This is a genomic window from Mycolicibacterium fallax (assembly GCF_010726955.1).
Classification (GTDB): domain Bacteria; phylum Actinomycetota; class Actinomycetes; order Mycobacteriales; family Mycobacteriaceae; genus Mycobacterium; species Mycobacterium fallax.
Genome location: NZ_AP022603.1, coordinates 3786536 through 3809718, shown reverse-complemented (window position 1 = coordinate 3809718; position 23183 = coordinate 3786536). Strand labels below are relative to the sequence as shown.

At 70.5% G+C, this 23183-nt stretch carries 19 protein-coding genes; 9 read left to right on the top strand and 10 right to left on the bottom strand.

Annotated elements, in window-relative coordinates:
• Positions 1-29: 29 nt before the first annotated feature.
• From G6N10_RS18270 to rpmF, 6 genes are all read right to left on the bottom strand, one after another.
• Positions 30-686: a porin MspA gene (locus G6N10_RS18270; RefSeq protein WP_085099070.1), complete on the bottom strand. Its 657-nt coding sequence runs from the start codon at positions 684-686 to the stop codon at positions 30-32.
• A 687-nt stretch (positions 687-1373) separates the two neighbouring features.
• Positions 1374-1925 carry a MogA/MoaB family molybdenum cofactor biosynthesis protein gene (locus G6N10_RS18265; RefSeq protein ID WP_085099067.1) on the bottom strand — a complete coding sequence of 184 codons (552 nt, stop codon included), beginning with the start codon at positions 1923-1925 and terminating at the stop codon, positions 1374-1376.
• Positions 1925-3316, bottom strand: a complete 1392-nt coding sequence (locus G6N10_RS18260; protein WP_085099065.1) for a S1C family serine protease — start codon at positions 3314-3316, stop codon at positions 1925-1927. Before G6N10_RS18260 ends, G6N10_RS18265 begins: the two co-directional genes overlap by 1 nt.
• A 96-nt stretch (positions 3317-3412) precedes the next feature.
• The gene (locus tag G6N10_RS18255; protein ID WP_085099166.1) at positions 3413-4867 is read right to left on the bottom strand and encodes a HAMP domain-containing sensor histidine kinase; all 1455 of its coding nucleotides are present in this window, start codon (positions 4865-4867) and stop codon (positions 3413-3415) included.
• Between the two features lie 80 nt (positions 4868-4947).
• A complete protein-coding gene (locus G6N10_RS18250) occupies positions 4948-5634 on the bottom strand; it encodes a response regulator transcription factor (RefSeq protein WP_085099062.1) in 687 nt (228 codons plus the stop codon).
• Between the two features lie 74 nt (positions 5635-5708).
• The gene (gene rpmF / locus G6N10_RS18245) at positions 5709-5882 is read right to left on the bottom strand and encodes a 50S ribosomal protein L32 (protein ID WP_085099163.1); all 174 of its coding nucleotides are present in this window, start codon (positions 5880-5882) and stop codon (positions 5709-5711) included.
• 227 nt (positions 5883-6109) lie between these two features.
• On the opposite strand from rpmF, the gene G6N10_RS18240 reads away from it, so the two are divergent.
• The 7 genes from G6N10_RS18240 to G6N10_RS18210 are packed head-to-tail and all read left to right on the top strand — an operon-like array spanning position 6110 to position 15199.
• A complete protein-coding gene (locus tag G6N10_RS18240) occupies positions 6110-7804 on the top strand; it encodes an acyclic terpene utilization AtuA family protein (RefSeq protein WP_109750588.1) in 1695 nt (564 codons plus the stop codon).
• Complete coding sequence (locus tag G6N10_RS18235) at positions 7801-8958, top strand: acyl-CoA dehydrogenase family protein (RefSeq protein ID WP_085099057.1); 1158 nt, start codon at positions 7801-7803, stop codon at positions 8956-8958. Before G6N10_RS18240 ends, G6N10_RS18235 begins: the two co-directional genes overlap by 4 nt.
• Positions 8955-10550, top strand: coding sequence for an acyl-CoA carboxylase subunit beta (locus tag G6N10_RS18230; RefSeq protein ID WP_085099054.1), 1596 nt, complete (start codon positions 8955-8957; stop codon positions 10548-10550). The genes G6N10_RS18235 and G6N10_RS18230 overlap by 4 nt, the downstream gene beginning before the upstream one ends.
• 10 nt (positions 10551-10560) lie before the next feature.
• Positions 10561-12540, top strand: coding sequence for an acetyl/propionyl/methylcrotonyl-CoA carboxylase subunit alpha (locus G6N10_RS18225; protein WP_085099051.1), 1980 nt, complete (start codon positions 10561-10563; stop codon positions 12538-12540).
• Between the two features lie 23 nt (positions 12541-12563).
• On the top strand, positions 12564-13730 hold the full coding sequence (locus G6N10_RS18220) for an acyl-CoA dehydrogenase family protein (protein WP_085099048.1): 1167 nt from the start codon (positions 12564-12566) through the stop codon (positions 13728-13730).
• 14 nt (positions 13731-13744) lie between these two features.
• Positions 13745-14551, top strand: a complete 807-nt coding sequence (locus tag G6N10_RS18215) for an enoyl-CoA hydratase family protein (RefSeq protein WP_085099045.1) — start codon at positions 13745-13747, stop codon at positions 14549-14551.
• A 54-nt stretch (positions 14552-14605) separates the two neighbouring features.
• Positions 14606-15199 (top strand): DUF1707 SHOCT-like domain-containing protein, encoded by a 594-nt coding sequence (locus tag G6N10_RS18210; protein WP_085099043.1) that lies wholly within the window; start codon positions 14606-14608, stop codon positions 15197-15199.
• A gap of 58 nt (positions 15200-15257) precedes the next feature.
• Here the strand turns inward: G6N10_RS18210 and G6N10_RS18205 are convergent, their stop codons facing one another.
• Positions 15258-16469, bottom strand: a complete 1212-nt coding sequence (locus G6N10_RS18205; RefSeq protein ID WP_163742577.1) for a hypothetical protein — start codon at positions 16467-16469, stop codon at positions 15258-15260.
• 270 nt (positions 16470-16739) lie between these two features.
• On the opposite strand from G6N10_RS18205, the gene G6N10_RS18200 reads away from it, so the two are divergent.
• A complete protein-coding gene (locus G6N10_RS18200; RefSeq protein ID WP_085099038.1) occupies positions 16740-17162 on the top strand; it encodes a DUF6188 family protein in 423 nt (140 codons plus the stop codon).
• Positions 17163-17306: 144 nt separating this feature from the next.
• Positions 17307-18161, top strand: coding sequence for a 3-hydroxyacyl-CoA dehydrogenase (locus G6N10_RS18195; protein WP_085099035.1), 855 nt, complete (start codon positions 17307-17309; stop codon positions 18159-18161).
• 9 nt (positions 18162-18170) lie between these two features.
• Here G6N10_RS18195 and G6N10_RS18190 read toward each other — a convergent pair whose 3' ends face one another.
• The 3 genes from G6N10_RS18190 to G6N10_RS18180 form a co-directional block, all read right to left on the bottom strand.
• The gene (locus G6N10_RS18190) at positions 18171-20132 is read right to left on the bottom strand and encodes a vWA domain-containing protein (RefSeq protein ID WP_085099032.1); all 1962 of its coding nucleotides are present in this window, start codon (positions 20130-20132) and stop codon (positions 18171-18173) included.
• Positions 20125-21516 carry a sigma 54-interacting transcriptional regulator gene (locus tag G6N10_RS18185; protein WP_085099029.1) on the bottom strand — a complete coding sequence of 464 codons (1392 nt, stop codon included), beginning with the start codon at positions 21514-21516 and terminating at the stop codon, positions 20125-20127. Before G6N10_RS18185 ends, G6N10_RS18190 begins: the two co-directional genes overlap by 8 nt.
• Before the next feature lie 216 nt (positions 21517-21732).
• Positions 21733-23160, bottom strand: a complete 1428-nt coding sequence (locus G6N10_RS18180; RefSeq protein ID WP_163742575.1) for a toll/interleukin-1 receptor domain-containing protein — start codon at positions 23158-23160, stop codon at positions 21733-21735.
• Between the last annotated feature and the right edge of the window lie 23 nt (positions 23161-23183).

The window sequence follows — 23183 nt, the reverse complement described above, 5'->3', positions numbered from 1 at the left end:
TCAGTCGATCCGGGTGGGCAGGGCCGGCGTCAGTTCATGTTCCAGGGTTCGCCGTAGGTGGTGACCGAGTCACCGTTGTTGGAGATCAGCCGGGCGAACGGCCGCAGCAGCACACCGCCGGCCGCGCCGGTCACCGTGCCGTGCGCATTGGACACCGCCACCGCGCCGTGCGCGCCCTTGATGTCCACGGAGAAGGTCGCGACCTCCTGGATGCCCGGGCCGTTGCCCAGGTCCGCGGAGATCGACACACCGGGGAACAGCGGCGGGGTGGTGAAACCGCCACCGATGATGTCAGCACCACCTTCCGTCGAGATGAACGTTCCGGGGGTATAGCCGTCGAACGCCACGTTCGGGGTGGTGTAGGAGAAGTTGATGCCCACACCCAGCGACCACGGGAAGCCGACCTGATAGCCGAGCTCCAGCACGCCCTCGAAGTCCTCGGCGCCGTCACCGGTCACGTCATAGACCGCCCGGCCGGAATGGAACCACTCCCGGGTCAGCCGGTTGCGGTCCAGCGGAAACACCCCGTTGAGGAAGGTGTCCCACTGCTCGATCACCAGGGTCCGGCCGGTCCCGTCGACCAGCGTGTTGGAGTTGTCCAATCCCGCCGAGGACGTCCCCGTCCCGACAAACAGCGCACCAACAGCGATGACCATCGCCAGCAGCACCCGCGAGAATGCTCTCATCTACGTTCCCTCAGCCCGTCCGTCGGCGGCGATCCAGGTGGTTCACCGAAGTTGCTCGTCGCGCGTGGTTGGCACCACATATTGGCACCGCCCTCGCAGTAAGCGCACCGGAACGAAAATCCCTCAGGTTGCTCTTACGTTGTCTTCATCGTCGGAGACATCTGGAACATAACGGCGCTCCTACTGGCCAGCAACGCGTACCCCGGCCGGCGAACCCGGGCCTCGAGGAATCATTGAGTTTGCTGACGATTCTCCGGAACTCCGCGGCACACCGACATCCACCGCGCACACCGGTCGGAACACACCTGCGCCGAAGTTCACCCGGCCCTGGGCGGACGGACGAAAATGCCAGCACAACCGGGGGTTCGGCACCGTACCGCTCAGTAATGGTGCGGCGGGCGGTTTTCCCGCATCCAGCGATCCCGGTCACTTTCGTCGGCTGCGCCGTCCGGATCACACTCATCGGATGACTTCTGCGGAACGCTTGAGCCGAATATCTTGTTAACTAGAAAACGCCCGGGCTCTGCGACGTCGGCCACGATCCACCCCCCGCTATGACGAACATCACACCCACCTGGCTCCGCCGAACCCCGTCGCGGCCGTCGGATCGGGCCGATTGTCGCCCCGGAAAGCGCGTGGACCGGCGCAAATGCCGCACCCGGCCGCCATTTGCAGTTTACCGCGCGTTCACATGTCCAGGCTGGACAGCTGTCCGATCACCGCTGCGGCGAGCGGATTCAGCGTCGCCATCCCGTCGCGCACGGCCGGGCGGGAGCCCGCCAGGTTCACCACCAGGGTGGAGCCCGAGATCCCGGCCAGCCCGCGGGACAGCCCGGCGTCGGTCACCCCGGCCGACAGCGCCGATGCCCGCAGCGCCTCGGCGATGCCGAGCAGCTCCCGGTCCAGGATGTCGACGGTGGCCTCCGGCGTGACATCGCGGGGGGTCACCCCGGTGCCGCCGACCGAGACGACCAGGTCGACGCCGCCGATCACGGCGGTGTTCAGCGCGTTGCGGATCTCCACCTCGTCGGCCGCGACGACGACCACGCCGTCCACCACGAATCCGGCCTCGGCCAACAGCTCGGCGACCAGCGGACCGCTGTGATCCTCTTCGCCGTGGGCGGTGCGGTCGTCAACGACGATGACCAGGGCCCGGCCGACCAGGCTGGTGGGTTGTTCCATGGCTGTCACCGTATAGCCGTCGACCGACAGCGTCGCGCCATTTCCGTCTCGGTTCATCACTTCGCCGCCTTCTGCAGGGTGACCTTCATGGTCTGGGACTTGCCGTCGGGATCCTGGAACGTCAGGGTGATCTGCTCCCCGGGCGCCCGGGACCGCACCGCGGCCACCAGCGCGTCGGAGGTGGTGATGGTGCGATCGTCCACCTTGGTGATCACCACACCGGCCGGCATGCCGGCGCCGGCGGCGGCGCCGCCGGGCACCACCTCGACGACCTTGGCGCCGCTGACGGCGCGGTCATTGCTGACCTGCACACCGAGTGAGGCGTGCGAGGCGCTGCCGGTCTCGATCAGCTCGTCGGCGATGCGCTTGGCCTGGTCCACCGGAATCGCGAAGCCCAGGCCGATCGATCCACCCGGACCGCCCTGCTGGGACCCCGCCCCCAGGGTGGCGATCGCCGAGTTCACCCCGACCAACTCGCCGGCCATGTTCACCAGCGCGCCGCCGGAGTTGCCCGGGTTGATCGCGGCGTCGGTCTGGATGGCGTCGAGCACGGTGTTCTGGTTACCCGCATCGCCGGCGGTCGAAACCGGCCGGTTCAGCGCGCTGACGATCCCGGTGGTCACGGTGCCCTCCAGGCCCAGCGGTGAGCCGATGGCCACCACGTCCTGGCCGACCCGCAGGTCGGCGGACCGCCCGATGGCGATCGGGGTCAGGTCCGAGACGTCCGCGGCGCGCACCACCGCGATGTCGCTGGCCGGGTCGGTGCCCACCACGGTGAACGTGGTGGTCCGGCCGTCGGCGAAGGTCACCGAGGTGGTGGCACCGCCGGGTCCGCCCTTGGCGCCGGCCACCACATGGTTGTTGGTCATGATCAGACCGTCGGAGGTCAGGATGATGCCCGAGCCTTCCTCCTTGGCCCGGCCCAGGTCGGTCTCCAGCTTGACCACGCTCGGCACCACCTTGGCCGCCACCTGTTCCCGCGAGCCGATCGGCAGATTCGCCGCAGGCCGGCCCGGCGCCACCCCGTCGGTCGCCGGTGCCGCGGTGGCGCCGATCTGCGCCGGTTGATCCGGGGCAGCCAGCACCGCGACTCCGCCGCCGATGCCGGCGGAAACCACCGACAGTGCCAGCGCACCCGCGAACAGCGCCCCCCTGCCGGCACCGGCTCGCCGCGGCGGGGCGGGCGACGCGCTCGGCGGCGGCGGGGGCAGCCGGCGGTACGGGTCGTTACCACCGCGGGTGCCGGGGGCGGCCGGGGCGGCGGGGTACCGCCAGTCATAGCCGGGCTGTGGCTGGGCACCGGTCTGCGGGTAGCCGCCCGGGTATCCCGGGCGCGGGTAGCCGCCGGTGACGCCCGGGTCGACGGCGCGGTAGCCGCCGGTGTGACCGGGTGCCGGCGCCGAACCCACGTTGTACTGCTGCGTCGGATACCGAGGGTCGCTGGTCATGACTGGTGCTACCGATCCTTTACGTCGGAAACGGCCGGACTGGATCCGGCCGTCTGATCAGGTGTCGGGTTCGCGTCGCTGCGAACCGCGTTGCCATCAATCTGCCCGGGACGACTGAGAGCCCTCTGAGACAACGCTCTGCGGGCCCGATGACTTCCCCAGGGAAATCCCGCGCTTGCCGTCATCGGCCACCTCCGGTTCGGTGATGGTCGCCATCGGCGGCCCCGGCTGACCGGGAAGCAGCACGTAGAAAGTCGTTCCGGGGGGATCGCCACCGGGATCGGTGGCCTCGACGCGCAGCGCTCCGCCGTGCTTGAGCACCACCTGTTTGACGATCGCCAACCCCAGCCCCGAACCGGGCATCGCCCGCGCGGCGTCGGACCGGTAGAAGCGCTCGAACACCAGTCGGCGTTCGGCCTCCGGAATGCCCGGCCCGCGATCGGCCACGATCAGCTCGGCGTGGCCGGCGTCGAAGCGGTGCAGCCGCACCGACACCCGGCCTCCCGAGGGGCTCCACTTGGCCGCGTTGTCCATCAGGTTCAGCACCGCCCGGGACAGCCCGGCCGGGTCGCCGAACACCTGCCACGGGATCACCGAGACGTCGAATTCGATGTCGTTGCGCCGCCGCCGCACCCGTTCCAAACAGCGGTCGATCACCTCGGTCATCTCCACGGTGTCCTGGACCACCCCGCCGGCGTCGTCACGGGTGAGATCGACCAGGTCACCGACCAGGGTGGACAACTCCTCGATCTGCCCGAGCACGTCGGCGCGCAGGCCGGCCATGTCGGCCTCGGCGATCGGCGGCGCACCCGGTTGCTGGGCGGCCATCAGCAACTCGACGTTGGTGCGCAACGACGTCAAAGGGGTGCGCAGTTCGTGACCGGCATCGGTGACCAGCCGGGCCTGCCGCTCGCGGGACTCCGTCAGCGCGCGCAACATCAGGTTGAACGCCTCGGTCAGCCGGGCCAGCTCGTCGCTGCCGAACACCGGGATGGGGCGCAGATCGTCGGTGCGGGCCACCCGCTCGGCGGCCTCGGTGAGCTGGGCGACCGGCCGCAGGCCGGTCCTGATCACCGCGCCACCGGCAACCGCGGCGATCACCACGCCGACCCCACCGACCGCCAGCAGCACCCAGCGCAGCCGGTTCATCACGGCTTCGGTGGGCGCCAGGCTCTTGGAGATCAGCAGCGTGCTGCCGTTGGTCAGGTGCACCGCGAGCACCCGCTGATGGGCCGCGGTCCGCCGGGACATGAACAGCTCGCCGCCGATCACCGCCTTCTCCGGCTCCCCGATCGGCAGCGTCTGGCCCTCCTGGTTGGCCGTGTAAATGGACCGCCCCGGATTGATCAGCATGGCGTTGACGTCGGAATAAGCGGTGCCCTCGATGGCCTTGCCCGGGTCGGCGGCCAGCGAACCACTGGCGATCAGCAGCTGGGCGCGGCTCTGCAACTGGGTGTCAATGTCGTCGTAGAGTGCCGCGGAGACCACCGCGTACACCGCGAAGCTGATCAGCACCACGGCCATCGCCACCATCGACATGGCCAGCAGCATCACCCGCGCCCGCAGGGACAACGAGGTCGTCGACGGCCGGCCGTAGTAGTACCGGCGGCGCGACGACTTGGCCCTGGGCGTCACGGCGGCGTTTCGCGCAGCACGTAGCCCACCCCGCGGACGGTGTGGATCAGCCGCGATTCGCCTTCCGCCTCGGTCTTGCGCCGCAGGTAGCCGACGTACACCTCCAGGGCGTTACCCGAGGTCGGGAAGTCAAAGCCCCACACCTCTTCCAGGATCCGGCTACGGGTCAGCACCCGGCGCGGGTTGGCGATCAGCATCTCCAGCAGCGCGAACTCGGTGCGGGTCAGGCTGATCTGCCGCTCGCCCCGGGTGACCTCCCGGGTCACCGGGTCCAGGGTCAGGTCGACGAAGGTCATCGCGGCGGCCTCGCCGAGATCGGGGGCCATGGTGCGGCGCAGCAGCGCGCGCAGCCGGGCCAGCAGCTCCTCCAGCGCGAACGGCTTGGGCAGGTAGTCGTCGGCGCCTGCGTCCAGTCCGGCGACCCGCTCGGACACCGAGTCGCGGGCGGTCAGCACCAGGATCGGCAGATCGTCACCGGTACTGCGCAGCCGCCGACACACCTCCAGGCCGTCCAGCCGCGGCATCATCACGTCAAGGACGACACCGTCGGGCCGGTCGGCGGCGATGGCCTCCAGGGCCTCCACCCCGTCTTCGGCCAGCGTGACCGAGTACCCGTTGAAGGACAGGGATCGGCGCAGTGACTCGCGCACCGCACGGTCGTCGTCAACGACAAGAATTCGCACGGCAACCAGTGTTATCGCACCACCTGAGAGCGCACTAAGAGGCGCGCCGATCTCCGGTGGTCACGAAATTGAGATCAGCGCTTGTCCAGGTCGACGAGACCCAGGCGGGCGGCCTTCTGCAGGCGGCGCGGCACCTTGTACTGCCGGCCGGCGACCGACACGGTGACCAGGCCGGGGGCCTCGGTCTTCCACTGCGCGCGACGGGAGCGGGTGTTGGCGCGGGACATCCGGCGCTTGGGCACAGCCATGACGTGCATCTCCTTGGTTCGAGGATCCGTCGGGCGGGATGAACGCACGCCAACGGCGACAGTTGTACATCACGATAGCGGGTCAGGTCGGCGGGTACCAAAACAGCGATCCACCCCGCCCGCGCGGGACTCGCCCGGGAACCAGCGGTATCCGCTAATCTACCGGTCGGTTGGTTGGTAGGGTCGTCGGATTGGCGGCGACGGCCACGTCTACGGCGGGAGCGGGTGTGACGACTGCGGTGCGGATCGGGAACTGTTCGGGCTTCTATGGCGACCGCATCTCGGCCATGCGAGAGATGCTCACCGGCGGTGACCTGGACTTCCTCACCGGCGACTACCTGGCCGAGCTCACCATGCTGATCCTGGGCCGGGACCGGATGAAGAACCCCGAGCGCGGCTACGCCAAGACCTTCCTGCGCCAGCTGGAGGAGTGCCTGGGCCTGGCTCAGGACCGCAACGTGCGGATCGTCGCCAACGCCGGCGGGCTCAACCCGGCCGGGCTGGCCGCCGGAATCCGGGAGCTGGCCGACCGACTGGGGCTGGACGTCAGCGTCGCGCACGTGGAGGGCGACGACCTGCTCGCCCGGGCCGGCGAACTGGGCCTGGGCTCCCCGCTGACCGCCAACGCCTACCTCGGCGCCTGGGGCATCGTGGACTGCCTGAACGCCGGGGCCGACGTCGTGGTCACCGGCCGGGTCACCGACGCGTCGGTGATCGTCGGTCCCGCCGCGGCACACTTCGGCTGGTCGACCACCGACTACGACCGGCTGGCCGGGGCGGTGCTGGCCGGGCACGTGATCGAGTGCGGCACCCAGGCCACCGGCGGCAACTACGCCTTCTTCACCGAGGTCCCCGACCTGACCTATCCGGGCTTTCCACTGGCCGAGATCCACGCCGACGGTTCGTCCGTCATCACCAAGCACCCGGGTACCGGCGGGCAGGTCAGCGTCGGCACCGTCACCGCGCAGCTGCTCTACGAGATCACCGGCGCCCGGTACGCCAACCCCGACGTCACCGCCCGCGTCGACAGCATCACGCTGGCCGACGACGGCCCGGACCGGGTGCGGATCACCGGCGCGGTCGGGGAACCGCCGCCCCCGACGCTGAAGGTGTCGCTCAACGAGATCGGCGGGTTCCGCAATTCGGTCACGTTCGTGCTGACCGGGCTGGACATCGAGGCCAAGGCCGAACTGCTGCAACGCCAGCTGGACAACGTGCTGGCCGTGCGGCCCGCCGAGATGCACTGGACGCTGGCCCGCACCGACCACCCCGACGCCGACACCGAGGAGACCGCCAGCGCGCTGCTGCACTGCACGGTCCGCGACGCCGATCCGGCCAAGGTCGGCCGGGCCTTCACCGGCGCGGGCATCGAACTCGCGCTGGCCAGCTACCCGGGCTTCCACGTGACCGCCCCGCCCGGCGAGGGCCAGGTGTACGGCGTGTACACCGCCGGCTACGTCGACGCCGCCGAGGTCCCGCACCTCGCGGTGCACCCCGACGGCACCCGCACCGATATCGCCCCGGCCACCCAGACCCAGCCGCTGGCCCCGGCCGCCGAGCCCGAACTGTCCGAGCCGCTGCCGACCGGCCGCACCCGCCGGGTTCCGCTGGGCCAGATCGCCGGTGGCCGCAGCGGCGACAAGGGCGGGTCGGCCAACATCGGGCTGTGGGTGCGCACCGACGCCCAGTGGCGCTGGCTGGCTCACACCCTGACCGTCGAGCGGCTGCGCGAACTGCTGCCCGAGACCGCCGAACTCGGCGTCACCCGGGCGTTGCTGCCGAACCTGCGGGCGGTCAACTTCGTCATCGACGACATCCTCGGCCGGGGCGTGGCCTACAACGCCCGATTCGACCCGCAGGCCAAGGGGCTCGCCGAGTGGCTCCGCGGTCGGCACCTGGACATCCCGGAGGAACTGCTTTGAGTTCTCAGAACATCTGGACCACCCCCGAGCGGCTGGCGCTGCGTGAGACGGTGCGCGCCTTCGCCGAGCGGGAGATCCTGCCGCACGCCGTCGAGTGGGAGCGCGTCGGCGAGCTGCCGCGGGACCTGCACCGCGCGGCCGGTGCGGCCGGACTGCTCGGCGTGCAGTTTCCCGAGTCGGTGGGCGGCGGCGGCGGGGACGGCGCCGACGCCGTCGTGGTGTGCGAGCAGCTGCACGAATCCGGTGTCCCCGGCGGGGTGTTCGCCTCGCTGTTCACCTGCGGGATCGCGGTGCCGCACATCATCGCCTCGGGCGATCGGGAGCTGATCGAGCGGTTCGCCGTCCCGACGCTGCGCGGCGAGAAGATCGGCTCGCTGGCCATCACCGAGCCCGGCGGTGGCTCCGACGTCGGTCACCTGACCACCCGGGCGGTCCGCGACGGCGACCACTACATCGTCAACGGGGCCAAGACCTACATCACCTCCGGGGTGCGGGCCGACTTCGTGGTGACCGCGGTGCGCACCGGCGGCCCCGGCGCGGCCGGGGTGTCCCTGCTGGTGGTGGAGAAGGGCACGCCCGGCTTCACGGTCAGCCGCAAGCTGGACAAGATGGGCTGGCGCTCCAGCGACACCGCCGAGCTGTCCTACACCGACGTGCGAGTTCCGGTGGGCAACCTGGTCGGCCCGGAGAACAGCGGCTTCCTGCAGATAGCCCAGGCGTTCGTCTCCGAGCGGATCGGCCTGGCCGCCCAGGCCTACGCCAGCGCCCAGCGCTGCCTGGATCTGACGGTGGCGTGGTGCCGGGACCGGGAGACCTTCGGCCGGCCGCTGATCTCGCGCCAGTCGGTGCAGAACACCCTGGCCGACATGGCCCGGCGCATCGACGTGGCCCGGGTGTACTCGCGACACGTGGTGCAACGCCAACTCGCCGGCGAGACGAACCTGATCACCGAGGTGTGCTTCGCCAAGAACACCGCGGTGGAGGCCGGCGAATGGGTGGCCAACCAGGCCGTCCAGCTGTTCGGCGGGATGGGCTACATGGCCGAATCCGAGGTCGAGCGCCAATACCGGGACATGCGGATCATCGGGATCGGCGGCGGCACCACCGAGATCCTGACCAGCCTCGCGGCCAAGACGATGGGATTTCAGGCATGACCGCCCTGCGCTCCGCTCTCGACACCGACTCGCCGGCCTTCCGGGACGCCGCCGCGGCCGCCGAGGCCAAGCTCGCCGAGCTCGACACCGAGCTGGCCAAGACGCTGGCCGGCGGCGGCGAGAAGTACGTCGCCCGGCACCGGCAGCGCGGCAAAATGACCGCGCGCGAGCGCATCGAGGCGCTCGTCGACGCGGACTCCCCGTTCCTGGAGCTGTGCCCGCTGGCCGGCTACGGCTCGGACTTCTTGGTCGGCGCCTCGGTGATCGTCGGGATCGGCGTGGTCGAGGGCACCGAATGCCTCATCGTCGCCAACGACCCCACCGTCAAGGGCGGCACCAGCAACCCATGGACGCTGCGTAAAACACTGCGCGCCAACCAGATTGCGCTGGAGAACCGGCTCCCGGTGATTTCCCTGGTGGAGTCCGGCGGCGCCGACCTGCCCACCCAGAAGGAGATCTTCATTCCGGGCGGGCAGATGTTCCGGGACCTGACCCGACTCTCGGCCGCCGGGATCCCCACCGTGTCAATGGTTTTCGGCAACTCCACCGCCGGCGGCGCCTACATCCCCGGGATGTCCGATCACGTGGTGATGATCAAGGAACGCTCCAAGGTGTTCCTGGCCGGACCGCCGCTGGTCAAGATGGCCACCGGCGAGGAGTCCGACGACGAATCCCTGGGCGGCGCCGAGATGCACGCACGCACCTCGGGACTGGCCGACCACCTGGCCGTCGACGAGTTCGACGCCATCCGCATCGGCAGGCGTATCGTGGCCCGACTGAACTGGACCAAGGCCGGCCCGGCCCCGCGGGCCTACGCCGAACCCCGTTACGACGCCGAGGAATTGATCGGGATCGTGCCGGCCGACCTGCGCATCCCGTTCGACCCGCGGGAGGTGATCGCCCGGTTCGCCGACGACTCCGACTTCGACGAGTTCAAGCCGCTCTACGGCAGCTCCCTGGTGACCGGATGGGCCAGCGTGTTCGGCTATCCGATCGGCATCCTGGCCAACGCCCGCGGGGTGTTGTTCTCCGAGGAATCCCAGAAGGCCACCCAGTTCATCCAGCTGGCCAACCGATCGAACACCCCGCTGCTGTTCCTGCACAACACCACCGGCTACATGGTCGGCCGGGAGTACGAGGAGGGCGGGATGATCAAGCACGGCTCGATGATGATCAACGCGGTCTCCAACTCGACGGTGCCGCACATCTCGATGCTGATCGGCGCCTCCTACGGCGCCGGGCACTACGGCATGTGCGGGCGCGCCTACGATCCGCGCTTCCTGTTCGCCTGGCCGTCGGCCAAGTCCGCGGTGATGGGCGGGACGCAGCTGGCCGGGGTGCTCTCGATCGTCAGCCGGGCGGCGGCCGAGGCCCGCGGGCAGGCGTTCAACGAGGAGGCCGACGCCGCGCTGCGGGCGGCGGTGGAGGCCCAGATCGAGGCCGAGTCGCTGCCGATGTTCCTGTCCGGCCGGCTCTACGACGACGGGGTCATCGATCCCCGCGACACCCGCACCGTGCTGGGCATGTGCCTGTCGGCCATCGCCAGCGGCCCGATCGAGGGGACGTCGAACTTCGGCGTCTTCCGGATGTGAGGACCCCGTCATGATCAGCAAAGTTCTGGTTGCCAACCGCGGGGAGATCGCCCGCCGGGTGTTCCGCACCTGCCGCCGGCTCGGGCTGGGCACCGTCGCGGTGTACACCGACCCCGACACCGGTGCGCCGCACGTCGCCGAGGCCGACACCCGGGTCCGTCTCGACGACATCCGCGGCTACCTCGACGTCGACGCGCTGATCGAGGCGGCCCGCGCCTCCGGCGCCGACGCGATCCACCCGGGGTACGGATTCCTCTCCGAGAACGCCGATTTCGCGAACGCGGTGACCGCCGCCGGGCTGGCCTGGATCGGGCCGCCGGCCGCCGCGGTGACCGCGATGGGCTCCAAGATCGAGGCGAAGAAGATGATGGCCGCGGCCGGCGTCCCGGTGCTGGCCGAACTCGACCCGGCCACCGTCACCGCCGATCAGCTGCCGGTTCTGGTCAAGGCGTCCGCCGGTGGCGGCGGCCGCGGCATGCGGGTGGTGACCGAGCTCGGCGCGCTGGCCGAGGAGGTCGCCGCCGCCGGCCGCGAGGCCGCATCCGCGTTCGGCGATCCGACGGTGTTCTGCGAGCGCTACCTGCCGACCGGCCATCACGTCGAGGTACAGGTGCTGGCCGACACCCACGGCACGGTGTGGGCGGTCGGCGAACGGGAATGCTCGATTCAGCGCCGGCACCAGAAGGTCATCGAGGAGGCGCCGTCCCCGCTGGTCGAGCGGATCGACGGGATGCGGGAGCGGCTGTTCCAGGCGGCCCGGCTGGCCGCCGAGGCGATCGGCTACACCGGGGCGGGCACCGTGGAGTTCCTCGCCGACGACGACGGCGAGTTCTTCTTCCTGGAGATGAACACCCGGCTGCAGGTGGAGCACCCGGTCACCGAGGCCACCACCGGGCTGGACCTCGTCGAACTGCAGATCCAGGTCGCCGACGGCGAGCGGTTGCCGTCGCAGCCGCCGGCCGCGCGCGGGCATTCCATCGAGGCGCGGCTCTACGCCGAGGATCCCGCGCAGCACTGGCAGCCGCAGGCCGGCACCGTCGAGCACTTCGAGGTCCCCGCCGCGGCAACCGAATTCCACAGCACCGGGCGCACCGAGATCCGGCTGGACAGCGGCATCGTCACCGGCTCGGCGGTGTCCATCCACTACGACCCGATGCTGGCCAAGGTCATCTCGTATGCCCCCACCCGGCGCACCGCCGCACTGCTGCTGGCCGACGCGCTGGCCCGCACCCGGCTGCACGGGGTGCGCACCAACCGGGATCTGCTGGTCAACGTGCTGCGCCACCGGGGCTTCCTGGCCGGTGACACCGACACCGCATTCTTCGACAGCCACGGTCTGCCTGCGCTGGCCGCGCCGCTGCTCGACGAGGCCGCGGTTCGGTTGGCGGCGGTGGCCGCCGCGATCGCCGAAACCGAGCACAACCGGGCGGTGGCCACCGCGCTGCCGGGCATCCGGTCCGGCTGGCGCAACGTCGTTTCCGCCGACCAGCACAAAACCTTCCGGCTGGCCGGGCCGGAGCAGACCGAATACCGGGTCGGCTACCGCTACACCCGCACCGCGATCGCGCTGCCCGACGACGAGGGCGTGCGGGTGGTCGCGGCCGGCCCGGATCGGGTGGTGCTGGCCGTCGACGCCGGCGCCGCGGCCGCCGAGACGGCCTTCGACGTCCGCCGCCACGGCGACGCGGTGTTCGTCGACTCGCCCACCGGCGGCGTGGAATTCGCCGTGGTGCCACGGTTCGTCGAGCCGGGTTCCCAACTGGCCGCGGGGTCGCTGGTGGCCCCGATGCCCGGGGTGGTCATCCGGATCGCTGCCGAGGCCGGCGATGCGGTGACCGCCGGACAGCCGCTGCTGTGGCTGGAGGCAATGAAGATGGAGCACACCCTCACCGCACCGAATGACGGTGTGCTGAAAGAACTCAACGTGATAGCCGGCCAGCAGGTCGATGTCGGCACCGTGCTGGCCGTCGTCAGCGAACCGGACAACTGACCCACAACCACAGGAGACCAACCATGACCGACACCGGATTCATTGAGAGCACCGAGCGCCGCGAACTGCGCAAGGCGGTATCGGATTTCGCCGCCGCCTACGGCCCCGAGTACTACCTGGAGAAGGCCCGCGCCGGCGCGCACACCACCGAGCTGTGGGACGAGGCCGGCAAGCTGGGCTTCCTCGGGGTGAACCTGCCCGAGGAGTACGGCGGCGGCGGCGCAGGCATGTACGAGCTGTCGATGGTGATGGAGGAGATGTCGGCGGCCGGCTGCGGCCTGCTGATGATGGTGGTTTCCCCCGCCATCAACGGCACCATCATCTCCAAGTTCGGCACCGATGAGCAGAAGCGCCGCTGGATCCCGGGCATCGCCGACGGTTCGACCACCATGGCGTTCGCCATCACCGAACCCGACGCCGGATCCAACAGCCACCGGATCACCACCACCGCCCGCCGCGACGGCAGCGACTGGATCCTCAGCGGCCAGAAGGTATTCATCTCGGGTGTCGACCAGGCCCAGGCCGTCCTAGTCGTCGGCCGCACCGAGGAGGCCAAGACCGGCAACCTCAAGCCGGCGCTGTTCGTCGTCCCGATCGACACCCCGGGGATGTCCTGGACCAAGATCGAGATGGAGATCGTCAGCCCGGAGTCCCAGTTCCAGCTGTTCTTCGACGACATGCGGTTGCCCGCCGACGCGCTGGTGGGCGCCGAGGACGCCGCCATCGCGCAGCTGTTCGCCGGCCTGAACCCAGAACGCATCATGGGCGCGGCCAGCGCGGCGGGGATGGGCCGGTTCGCGGTCAACAAGGCCGCCGACTACATGAAGACCCGGCAGGTCTGGAAGCAGCCGATCGGCACCCATCAGGGACTGGCGCATCCGCTGGCCGCCATCCACATCGAGTTGGAGATGGCCAAGCTGATGATGCAGAAGGCCGCCACCCTCTACGACAGCGGCGACGACTGGGGTGCCGCGGAGGCCGCGAACATGGCCAAGTACGCCGCCGGTGAGGCGTCGGTGCGCGCGGTCGACCAGGCCGTGCAGAGCCTCGGCGGCAACGGGCTGACCAAGGAGTACGGCATCGCGTCGGTGCTGACGGCCTCCCGGCTGGCCCGCATCGCCCCGATCAGCCGGGAGATGATCCTGAACTTCGTCGCCCAGACCTCCCTCGGTCTGCCGCGGTCCTACTGAGCGGGGGCAGGGACATGCCGAGCCCCGCGCAGGACCGCCTGGTCGCCTACCGGGTGGAGGGCCGGGCCGCCCGGATCACCCTGGACTCGCCGCACAACCGCAACGCGCTGTCCACCCGGCTGGTGCAGCAGCTGCACGACGGGCTGCGCGAGGCGACCGCCGATCCCCGGGTGCGGGTGGTGGTACTCGATCACACAGGCGGCACGTTCTGCGCGGGTGCGGACCTGGCCGAGGCCTCCGGCGGCACCCCCGAGGAAATCGCCACCGGGCGGGCCCAGGAGATGACGACGCTGCTGCGCGCGCTGCTGGAGTGTCCGCGGCCGGTCATCGGGGTGATCGACGGGCACGTCCGGGCCGGCGGGATGGGCCTGGTCGGCGCCTGCGACTTGGTGCTGGCCGGGCCGAAGTCCACGTTCGGGCTGACCGAGGCGCGCATCGGGGTCGCCCCGGCGATCATCTCGCTGACGCTGCTGCCGAAGCTGACCGCGCGGGCGGCCGGGCGGTTCTTCCTGACCGGGGAGACCTTCACCGCGGCGACGGCCGCCGAGGTCGGGCTGATCACCGCGGCGGCCGACTCGCCGGAGGGCCTGCAGACCGCCCTCGATGAGCTGGTCGCCGCGCTGGGCAAGGGTTCACCGCAGGGGCTGGCGGCGTCTAAGGCGTTGACGACGGCGTCGATCCTGGCCGGGTTCGACCGGGACGCGACGCGGCTGACCGCCGAGTCGGCCCGGCTGTTCACCTCGCCGGAGGCACACGAGGGCATGCTGGCGTTCCTGCAGAAGCGGTCGCCGTCCTGGGCGGCGGACACGCCCGAGGACTGAGGTTTGCCTCGGCCGCCTAGGTCCGGCGGGCGGTTCGTCGTAGGCTCATCGGTGATGACTGAGCCAGCTCCGCGAACCGCCACGTCGCGCGCCGCCGACACCGATCGGGTACAGGTTGCGCAGCTACTGACCGACGCCGCCGCGGAGGGCCTGCTGGAGCTCGACGACTACGAACGCCGGTTGGCCCAGGCCTATTCGGCCACCACCTACGCCGAGCTCGACCGGCTCTCGGCGGATCTCCCGGGCATCGCCAACACCCGCCGGGGCGCCTGCCAGCCGGCGCCGAAGACCACGCTGCTGGCCTTCATGAGCGGGTTCGAGCGGCGCGGCCGCTGGAACGTGCCCCGCAAGCTGACGATGTTCTCGTTCTGGGGCAGCGGGGTGATCGACCTGCGCTACGCCGACTTCACCTCCCCCGACGTGGAGATCAAGGCGTACTCGATCATGGGCGGGCAGACCATCCTGCTGCCGCCGGAGGTCAATCTCAGCGTCGACGGCACCTCGGTGATGGGCTCCTTCGAGGAGGAGACCAGCGGTGCGGGCACGCCCGGCGCGCCGGTGGTGACCGTGAAGGGCTTCTCGCTGTGGGGCGGGGTGAATGTCCGGCGCAAGAAGCGCCGCCCGAACCGGCACGTCCAGCGCGACTGACACCGCAACGCAAAACGCCGAGGCCGCGGGCCTCGGCGTTCTGAGTCAGGGGGTCAGCTCATTCGGTCTTCGCCTGGTCATCCTTCTTCGGTGCCGCCTTCTCCGACGCCACCTTCTTCGGCGCCGCCTTCGCCGCGGTGTCCTTGACCTGCTGAACGGACCGCTCGATCTGCTTGAGACCGTCGTTGGCGATCTTGCTCAGCTTCGCGCCGGCTCGCTTGACCCCGGCATCGATGGTGTTCCTGGCCTCGGTGACCCGGTCGTTGATCCGCTGCTCGGCGGCGGCGAGCTTGGTCCGGCTCGCCGTGCGCGCCTGCGACAGTTGCCCGGTGAAGCCGGTGGCCGGTTGGCTCAGCTTCTCACGCAGCGTCTTCGACGACGTCACGTCGTCCGACGAGCCCGTCTCGGTCCCGCTCTGATCGCCGCTGAAGGCTGACCGCGAGGCGAGCACGCCGTCGGTGCCGTCGGTGCGGGTGCCGGCATCCCCGCCGCCGGTGCCCTCGGGTTCGGTTTCCTCCGGTGCCGGCGGAGCCGGTTGCTGTCCGGGGCCCACCTTCGTGAGGACGTTCAGGAAGATGTTCTCGACGAAGTCGTCGGCGTCGTCGTTGCCGGTGCCAGCCTTCGCGGCGTCACCGGCCAGTCGCACGCTCGTGCGGAACGCGGTGCCCATCGGATCCAGCACGAAGTCGCCGGCGCCCGGCAGCGCCGTATCGACGCCCGAGGCCACCAGCAGCTGGATCATCGCCTGCGGGTAGTTCACGAGGTCCTCACCAATACCGGGCAAGGCCTCCTCGACGCCCGAGGCCACCAGATACCGGATCGTCCCCAGCGGGTCGGTGATGAAGTCGATCAGCTGACCCTCCGGGGAATCCGGCGCGGCGCCGGAAAGCTGGTACAGGGAGACGCGAAGCGCCTGAGTCTGCCCCTGCCCGAACAGATAATCGTCGCCGTGGAACCCGTCCGGCAGAATGCTGTCGGCAAGGTGGTACACGACGGCGCTGATTCCGCTGATGGCGGGCACGGCGTCGGAGTCATCGCTGAAAGCCCACTCGTTGTCGTACTTATCAACGAAGTAGTAGTAGGTCGTTCCGTTGGAGACGTACGACTTCTGCTCAAAATCCAGGTCGAATTCCCGGCCGCTCAACAGCGCCGCAGACAACTGTTCGACGGTGATGTCGCTGAGTGCGGTCAGCCGGTAGTCCAGGTCCAGCGCCCGCACCGAGGTACCGGCCCCGGCCACCTCGACGGCCTGTGACCGCGGCGCCAGCACCGCCGGTCCCGCGGCGACGATCGCCGCCGCGCTGCAGAGTGCAATGCCCGTTGACACCAGCGTCTTGTACATCGGTCGATCCCCCGTTTGTTCGGCTGCCCAGGAACCGGCCGACGACGGCTGAGGGTTCCTGGGAGTCTTCTCAGCTGATCTTAAGCGCCGACCCCGTCAATCGGCCACCCCCGCGCCACCGCACTGACAACCGTCCTGTTCCCGCGGCCCGAATGTCCGTAGCATGGGTGACACAGTCCCGGGTCGAAGGAGTCGGCCATGGTCATTCCGTGGATCGAGCAGCGCACGGTGATGCGGCTGACGTTGCGTGACGGTCTGGTGCTCGATTTCGAGGACAACAACGAGTTGGTCATCGTCGGCCCGATCCGGCTGACGCTGCCGCCGGTCGGTCCGTACCCCGAGGAGCAGATCGGCATCGACCCCAGGCACGTCGCGGTGGCCGAGATTCCGTTGCTGAACCTGTCCGGGGCGGTGTGCACGGCGGCGGCCTGCACGGACGACGGCCGGCTGCATCTGGAGTTCTCCCGCGGTCACCGCATCGACGTCGAGCCCACCGACGACACCACGTCGTGGGAGCTCTATGGTCGGCGGCACGGCTACCTGGCCTGCCTCCCGCACGGTCGGCTGCGGGTGCTGCGCCACGACCTGCCCGACGACCAGGGGCACCCCGCGGCCAGCTGAGCCGGACCGCCACCAGCGGGCCCCGCGACGCGCCATCGCCCGCGTCCCAACGCGCCCGCATCGCTTGCTGAATGACCCCGGCGCGCTCCCGCCCCTCGGTAGGGTTGCGGGCGGACCAATGACGCCAGGCAGCAAGGGAGTTCGATGACCGCCGAGATCCGCACCGTGACCATTTTGGGCTGCGGGGTGCTGGGTGCCCAGATCGCTTTCCAGAGCGCACTCAAGGGCTTCCCGGTCACCGCCTACGACATCAACGACGAGGCCCTGGCCGCGGCCCGGGTGCGTTTCGACAAGCTCGCCGCGACCTACCTCAAGTCGGTCGCCGGCGTCGACGAGGCCGCCACAAAGGCCGCCCTGGGGCGCCTGACCCTGACCAGCGACCTGAGCGCGGCCGCCGCCTCCGACCTGGTGATCGAGGCGGTGCCGGAGGTGCTGACCCTCAAGGAGGACATCTACCGCAAGCTCGGCGAGTTGGCCCCGGCCGCCACCATCTTCGCGACCAACTCCTCGACCCTGCTGCCCAGCGACCTCAAGGACTCCACCGGCCGCCCGGACCGGTTCCTGGCCCTGCACTTCGCCAACATGATCTGGCTGCACAACACCGCCGAGGTGATGGGTTCGGCCGACACCGACCCGGCCGTCCACGCCGCCGTCGTCGCGTTCGCCACGGCCATTGGCATGGTGCCGATCGAACTGCACAAGGAGAAGTCCGGCTACGTGCTGAACTCACTGCTGGTGCCGCTGCTGAGGGCCGGGCTGGAACTGGTCGCCGGCGGCTACGCCGAGCCCGGCGACGTCGACCAGACCTGGCGGATCGGCACCGGCGCACCCGCCGGGCCGTGCCAGATCTGGGATGTGGTCGGCATGCGCACCGGCTACAACATCATGAGCCACGGCGACGAGGAGGAGCAGCGGCTCGCGGTCTGGCTCAAGCAGAACTACATCGACAAGGGCAAGCTCGGGCTGGAGTCCGGCGAGGGCTTCTACAAGTACGTCTGAGCCACGCCGTCAGCGGCGCCGTCGTCGGGCGTTCAGGTAGTCCCCGACGACGGCGGCGCCCAGCCCGTCGAGGTCGGGGTCGATGACCCGGCCGCCGACCCGGCGGGCCATCTGGTCGATGAACCGGGCCAGCCCGGGGTCGTCGCCGAGCCGGAAGATGGTGATCTGCGCGCCCAGTCGGGCGACCTCGTCGAACGCCCGCACGGTCAGCCCAATGGTCCGCGGGTGCGGCGGATACCCGAAGAAGGATTCCGCACCGTCGCCGAAGTCCTCCAGGTGCGCGGTCGGTTCCCCGTCGGTCACCACCAGCACCACCGGCTGGGCATTGGGATGGCGGCGCAGATGCCGCAGCGCCAGCAGCAGCGCGTGGTGCAGGTTGGTGCCCTGCTCGTAGACCGCCTCCAGCCCGGTCAGCTCCGCGGCGCTGAGCGTGCGGGCCTGCCGGCCGAACGCGATGATCTGCAGTTCGTCGGAGCGGAACCGGGTGCTGATCAGGTGGTTGAGCGCCAGGGCGGTCCGCTTCATCGGCAGCCAGCGGTCCTCCATCACCATCGAGAACGAGGTGTCCACCAGCAGCGCGACCGCGGCCTGGGTGCGGGTCTCGGTCTCGGACACCTCGACGTCCTCGACGGTGATCCGCAGCGGGCCGTCGGCGGGCGAACCCGCGCTGCGCAGCACCGCGTTGGTCAGCGTGCGGGTGACGTTCCACGGCTCGGTGTCACCGAACTCCCAGGACCGTGTCGCGCCGGTCAGCTCACCGGCCGCCCCGGCCCGGCGGGTGTTGCGCTCACCGTGCCGGCCGGACAGCCGTTCGGCCACGTCGCGCAGCGCGGCCTTGCCCAGCTGGCGCATCGCCTTGGGCGACAGCCGCCAGCTGCCGTCGGAACTGCGGTCCAGAAATCCCTGATCCATCAGGGCCTTCTCCAGGTCGGCCAGCGTGCGCGCGTTGATCGCCGCCTCCTCGCCGAGCTGCCGGGCCAGCGCGTCCAGGTCGACGTCGTCCATCGAGGCCCCGGCGTACTCCTGGGACAGCTGCTCGGCGAGGTCCTCCAGTTCGCCGATGTCGGCCATCACCTGGGTCGCCTCGGACATCCCGAGCGGGTCGTTGCCGGAGAACCGCTGCTCGCCGGTCCAGTCCTCGCCGGGACGGGCGGCCTGCAGGTGGTCGTCGAGCCGGCCGAGCGCGTCCATCAGGTCCGGGGATCCGAAGGCCTGCTGGGCCAGCGCGTCGAGTTCGGCGCGCTGCTCCGGGGACAGGCTGTTGCGGAAGCGCTGCGCAGCGGCCGCGCGGCGGGCCAGCGAGTCCAGCAATTCCTCGATGTTCGACGGGTTCTCCGGGAAGTGCTGCCCGTGCTTGGCCATGAACGCGTCGAAATCCTGTTGGGAGGCTTCGCCGTTGGCGTGCTTGTCCAGCAACGCGTTGAGGTCGTCGAGCATCTCCTTGACCGCCCGGCGGTCCTCGTCGGTGGCGCCGGCGAGCGCCTCCTTCATCCCCTCGAAGCGCTGGCCGAGCAGCTCCGCGCCCATCAGATCCTTGATCTGCCGGTACTTTTCCCGCGCCTGGGCGCTGCGCCAGTCGTATCCGGACAGTTCGGCGACCGCCTTGGCCGGCGACGACGGCAGCGAACCCAGCTGCAGTTCGGAGAACCGGGCGTCGTCGTCCAGCGCGCGGGCCAGTTCCTTGCGTTCGGCCAGCACGGCCTCGTCGAGCAGTCGCTTGACCTCGGCCAGGGTGCCGTCGAGGTTGTGGTCGCGCAGCAGTTCCCGGCGTTTGCGGTTGGCCGCGGCGGCCAGCCCGTCGGTGCCCTTGAGCCCCGGCATGCCGCGGCGCAGCAGCTCCGAGAGCGCGCGGCGCGGCGAGGCGCCGGCCATCACGTCCTCGCCGATGCTTTCCAGCGCGTCCCGCAGGTCGATCGGCGGCGCCAGCGGGTCGGGGCCCCCGGTGTAGCGCGAGTACCGGACTCTAGCCATAGACGGTCTCGCCCTCGCCGGTGGTCTTGTCGATCCGCTTGGCCAGATACAGCGCCTCCAGCGCCAGTTCGGCGGCCGCGGCCCGCTGCCCGTCGCTGACCGCGCCGACGCGTTCGGCGATCTGGTCGAGCACCGGCACCTCGGGCAGCGAGGCCAACAGGTCCTTGGCGCCGACCCGCTCGCCGGTCGTCACCGGATGCCCGGCCTCGATCTCGGTGACCAGCGGCGCCACGTCGAGGCCGCCGAGCACCCGGGCCGCGGTGTCGGCGGTGGCGCGGCGCAGCAGGTGCTCCAGCACCGCCTGCTCGCGGCCCTCCTCGCCGGACTCGAACTCCAGCTTGCCGCGCAGCACGTCGATGATGCCGGGCAGGTCGACCACCCGGGCGACCGGATCCGGCTCGCCGAGAATCGCGCCGCGGTGCCGGGCCGAGGCGGCGGCGGTCTCGGCCGCGGCGATGGCGAAGCGCGCCGACACCCCGGACCGCTGATCCACCGAGGTCGACTCGCGCAGCAGCCGGGCGAAGCGGGCGATGATCTGCAGCAGGTAGCCCGGCACCTCGGCGGACAGGTGCGCCTCCTGGGCGATGACGCCCACCTCGGCGTCGAGTTCCCGCGGGTAGTGGGTGCGGATCTCGGCGCCGAAGCGGTCCTTGAGCGGGGTGATGATCCGGCCGCGGTTGGTGTAGTCCTCGGGGTTGGCGCTGGCCACCACCAGCACGTCCAGCGGCAGTCGCAGGGTGTAGCCGCGGACCTGGATGTCGCGCTCCTCCATCACGTTGAGCATCGCGACCTGGATGCGTTCGGCCAGGTCCGGCAGTTCGTTGACGGCGACGATGCCGCGGTGCGCGCGGGGAATCAGGCCGTAGGCGATGGTCTCGGGATCGCCCAGGCTGCGGCCCTCGGCGACCTTGATCGGGTCGATGTCGCCGACCAGGTCGGCCACGCTGGTGTCCGGGGTGGCGAGCTTCTCGGTGTAGCGGGCGCTGCGGTGGCGCCACTCGATCGGCAGGTCGTCGCCGGATTCGGCGCACCGGCGGATCGACTCGGGGGTGATCGGCGAATACGGGTGCTCGCCGAGCTCGGAGCCGGCGATGACCGGGGTCCACTCGTCGAGCAGGTTGGTCAGCGAGCGCAGCAGCCGGGTCTTGCCCTGGCCGCGCTCGCCGAGCAGCACCACGTCGTGTCCGGCGATCAGGGCGCGCTCCAGCTGCGGCAGCACCGAGTCCTCGAAGCCGTGGATGCCGGGCCAGATGTTCTCGGCGGTACTCCCAGCGGCCAGCGCGGCCAGCAGGTTGTCCCGGATTTCGGACTTGACGCCCTTCTCCTGGTGGCCGGATGCGCGCAGTTCGCCGACGGTGCGGGGCAGGTTGTTCGGTGTGCTCACGCCCCCCACGCTACGACCGATGCGCGGTTCTGTCCCCGGCAGGCACGCCCAGCTCTCACCTGGGTACACGACCCGCCGTCGAATGTGTCCACCGATGAGCGCTCAGCGGAGGGGCCGGCGGCCAGGGCTCAACCTGGTACCCGACCCGCCGGTGCGGGCGTACCCACGTGCGCGCTGGCGCCGGGCCGGTGCGCGCGGCGGCAGGGACGGCAGGTTTCAGGAGCCGGCCGGCGGCAGCATCTGGAAGCCGGTGAGCATGTTCGCCGAATCCTGTTGGAAGGTCGGGTTGTCGCTGTCGACGGCCTCGAGGGTGAGCGTTGCCGTGTAGGTCCGATCGGCGGTCTGCAGCGCCACGAACAACGCCGTCGCCGGGTGCGACGCCAGGCCGGCGATCGCCGCGGTGCGATAGCGCACCGTCTCGGCCGGCAGCCCGCACACCGTGTGCGACTCGACGGTGACGTCGGTGGCGCCGATCGCCGACAGCGCGCCGCGCTTGAGCAGGAAGATGCTGTTCGGGTCGGTGCGGCCGCGCTCTTCGTCCAACGCGACCAGGGCGCTGGGGGCGATACCGTCCTGCATCAGGGCGTTGTTGTACAGCGCGTAGCGGAAGATGCCGTCCGAAGCCATCCACTCGTTGGGCTCCCAGCCGGCCGGCCGCGGGATACGCAGCACCGGTTCGTTGGCATCGGTGGCGATCAGGGCCAACGGCGCATCGGCGCGCGCGCAGGCGGTGTCACCGACGGCAGGGTCACCGACGACGACGTCCCCGGCGGGTTCGGCCGCGGGCTCAGCGGCGGCGGACTGGGTTGGCCCGGCCCGGCCCGGCGCCGCCGTCGGCGCCGGGTCGCCCCCCGACAGCAGCACCACCGCCGCCACGACGGCGATCACCGCCGCGGCCGCCACGGCGGCAAACACCAGTGGACGGCGACTCTTCGGCGCCGCGCTCGGTGGTGCCGAAGCCGGCTCGGCGGGCAGCGGCGTGGCCACCGACGCCCCGGCGCCGGACAGCAGCGCGTCGATCTCCGAGCGAGTGCGGAAGGTGACATCGCCGCGGTCGCGCAGTTGGGCCAACAGTTCGCGGATGTCCTGGCGGGCGCCGTCGTCGTCGCCGTCCTCCTCCAGCGCCGCCTTGAGTTCGGCGACGATCAGCAACTGCTGCTGGGCGGTGAGGTCGGGCTCGCCGATCTGGCCGCCCAGTCGCATCAGGTAGCCGAACGGCATCTGCGGCTCGCTGGGCAGCGGGTCGGGCAGCGGTGGCGGGGCGCTGCGTTTGGCCCGGACCGCCTCGTCCAGCGCCATCCAGGCGTCGATGCTGCGGTCCTGAAAGTCGATCATCTGCATCCCGGCCAGCGGGTTGGTGCGGACACTGGTCAGCGGACCGACCTGGACCGGCAGGATCGGCTTGCCCAGCGCCTGGGCGTAACGGAGTTCGGCCTGGCAGGCCTTGGACGCCAACATGTTCTGCGACAGGGCCGCAAGCACGACGTCGCAGTCGCGGATCTGGGCGAGGATCGCGCGCCACCAGGCGTCGCCGCCGCGCAGTTGGTCGTCGATCCACAGGTCGTGGTGCGCCCGGCGCAGCGCGGCCGACAGTTCCCCGACGATCTGCGCGTCGCGGCTCGAATAGCTGATGAAGACGGCCACCGTAGCCCTCCGATCGGATCGAG

Excerpts from the sequence above, each read along its gene's own strand:
- G6N10_RS18225 (WP_085099051.1), top strand. The coding sequence starts at position 10,561 with ATGATCAGCAAAGTTCTGGTTGCCAACCGCGGGGAGATCGCCCGCCGG.
- G6N10_RS18195 (WP_085099035.1), top strand. The coding sequence starts at position 17,307 with ATGACCGCCGAGATCCGCACCGTGACCATTTTGGGCTGCGGGGTGCTG.
- G6N10_RS18190 (WP_085099032.1), bottom strand. The coding sequence starts at position 20,132 with ATGGCTAGAGTCCGGTACTCGCGCTACACCGGGGGCCCCGACCCGCTG.
- G6N10_RS18200 (WP_085099038.1), top strand. The coding sequence starts at position 16,740 with ATGGTCATTCCGTGGATCGAGCAGCGCACGGTGATGCGGCTGACGTTG.
- G6N10_RS18255 (WP_085099166.1), bottom strand. The coding sequence starts at position 4,867 with ATGCTGCTGGCCATGTCGATGGTGGCGATGGCCGTGGTGCTGATCAGC.
- rpmF (WP_085099163.1), bottom strand. The coding sequence starts at position 5,882 with ATGGCTGTGCCCAAGCGCCGGATGTCCCGCGCCAACACCCGCTCCCGT.
- G6N10_RS18210 (WP_085099043.1), top strand. The coding sequence starts at position 14,606 with ATGACTGAGCCAGCTCCGCGAACCGCCACGTCGCGCGCCGCCGACACC.
- G6N10_RS18220 (WP_085099048.1), top strand. The coding sequence starts at position 12,564 with ATGACCGACACCGGATTCATTGAGAGCACCGAGCGCCGCGAACTGCGC.
- G6N10_RS18230 (WP_085099054.1), top strand. The coding sequence starts at position 8,955 with ATGACCGCCCTGCGCTCCGCTCTCGACACCGACTCGCCGGCCTTCCGG.
- G6N10_RS18270 (WP_085099070.1), bottom strand. The coding sequence starts at position 686 with ATGAGAGCATTCTCGCGGGTGCTGCTGGCGATGGTCATCGCTGTTGGT.
- G6N10_RS18215 (WP_085099045.1), top strand. The coding sequence starts at position 13,745 with ATGCCGAGCCCCGCGCAGGACCGCCTGGTCGCCTACCGGGTGGAGGGC.
- G6N10_RS18265 (WP_085099067.1), bottom strand. The coding sequence starts at position 1,925 with ATGAACCGAGACGGAAATGGCGCGACGCTGTCGGTCGACGGCTATACG.
- G6N10_RS18260 (WP_085099065.1), bottom strand. The coding sequence starts at position 3,316 with ATGACCAGCGACCCTCGGTATCCGACGCAGCAGTACAACGTGGGTTCG.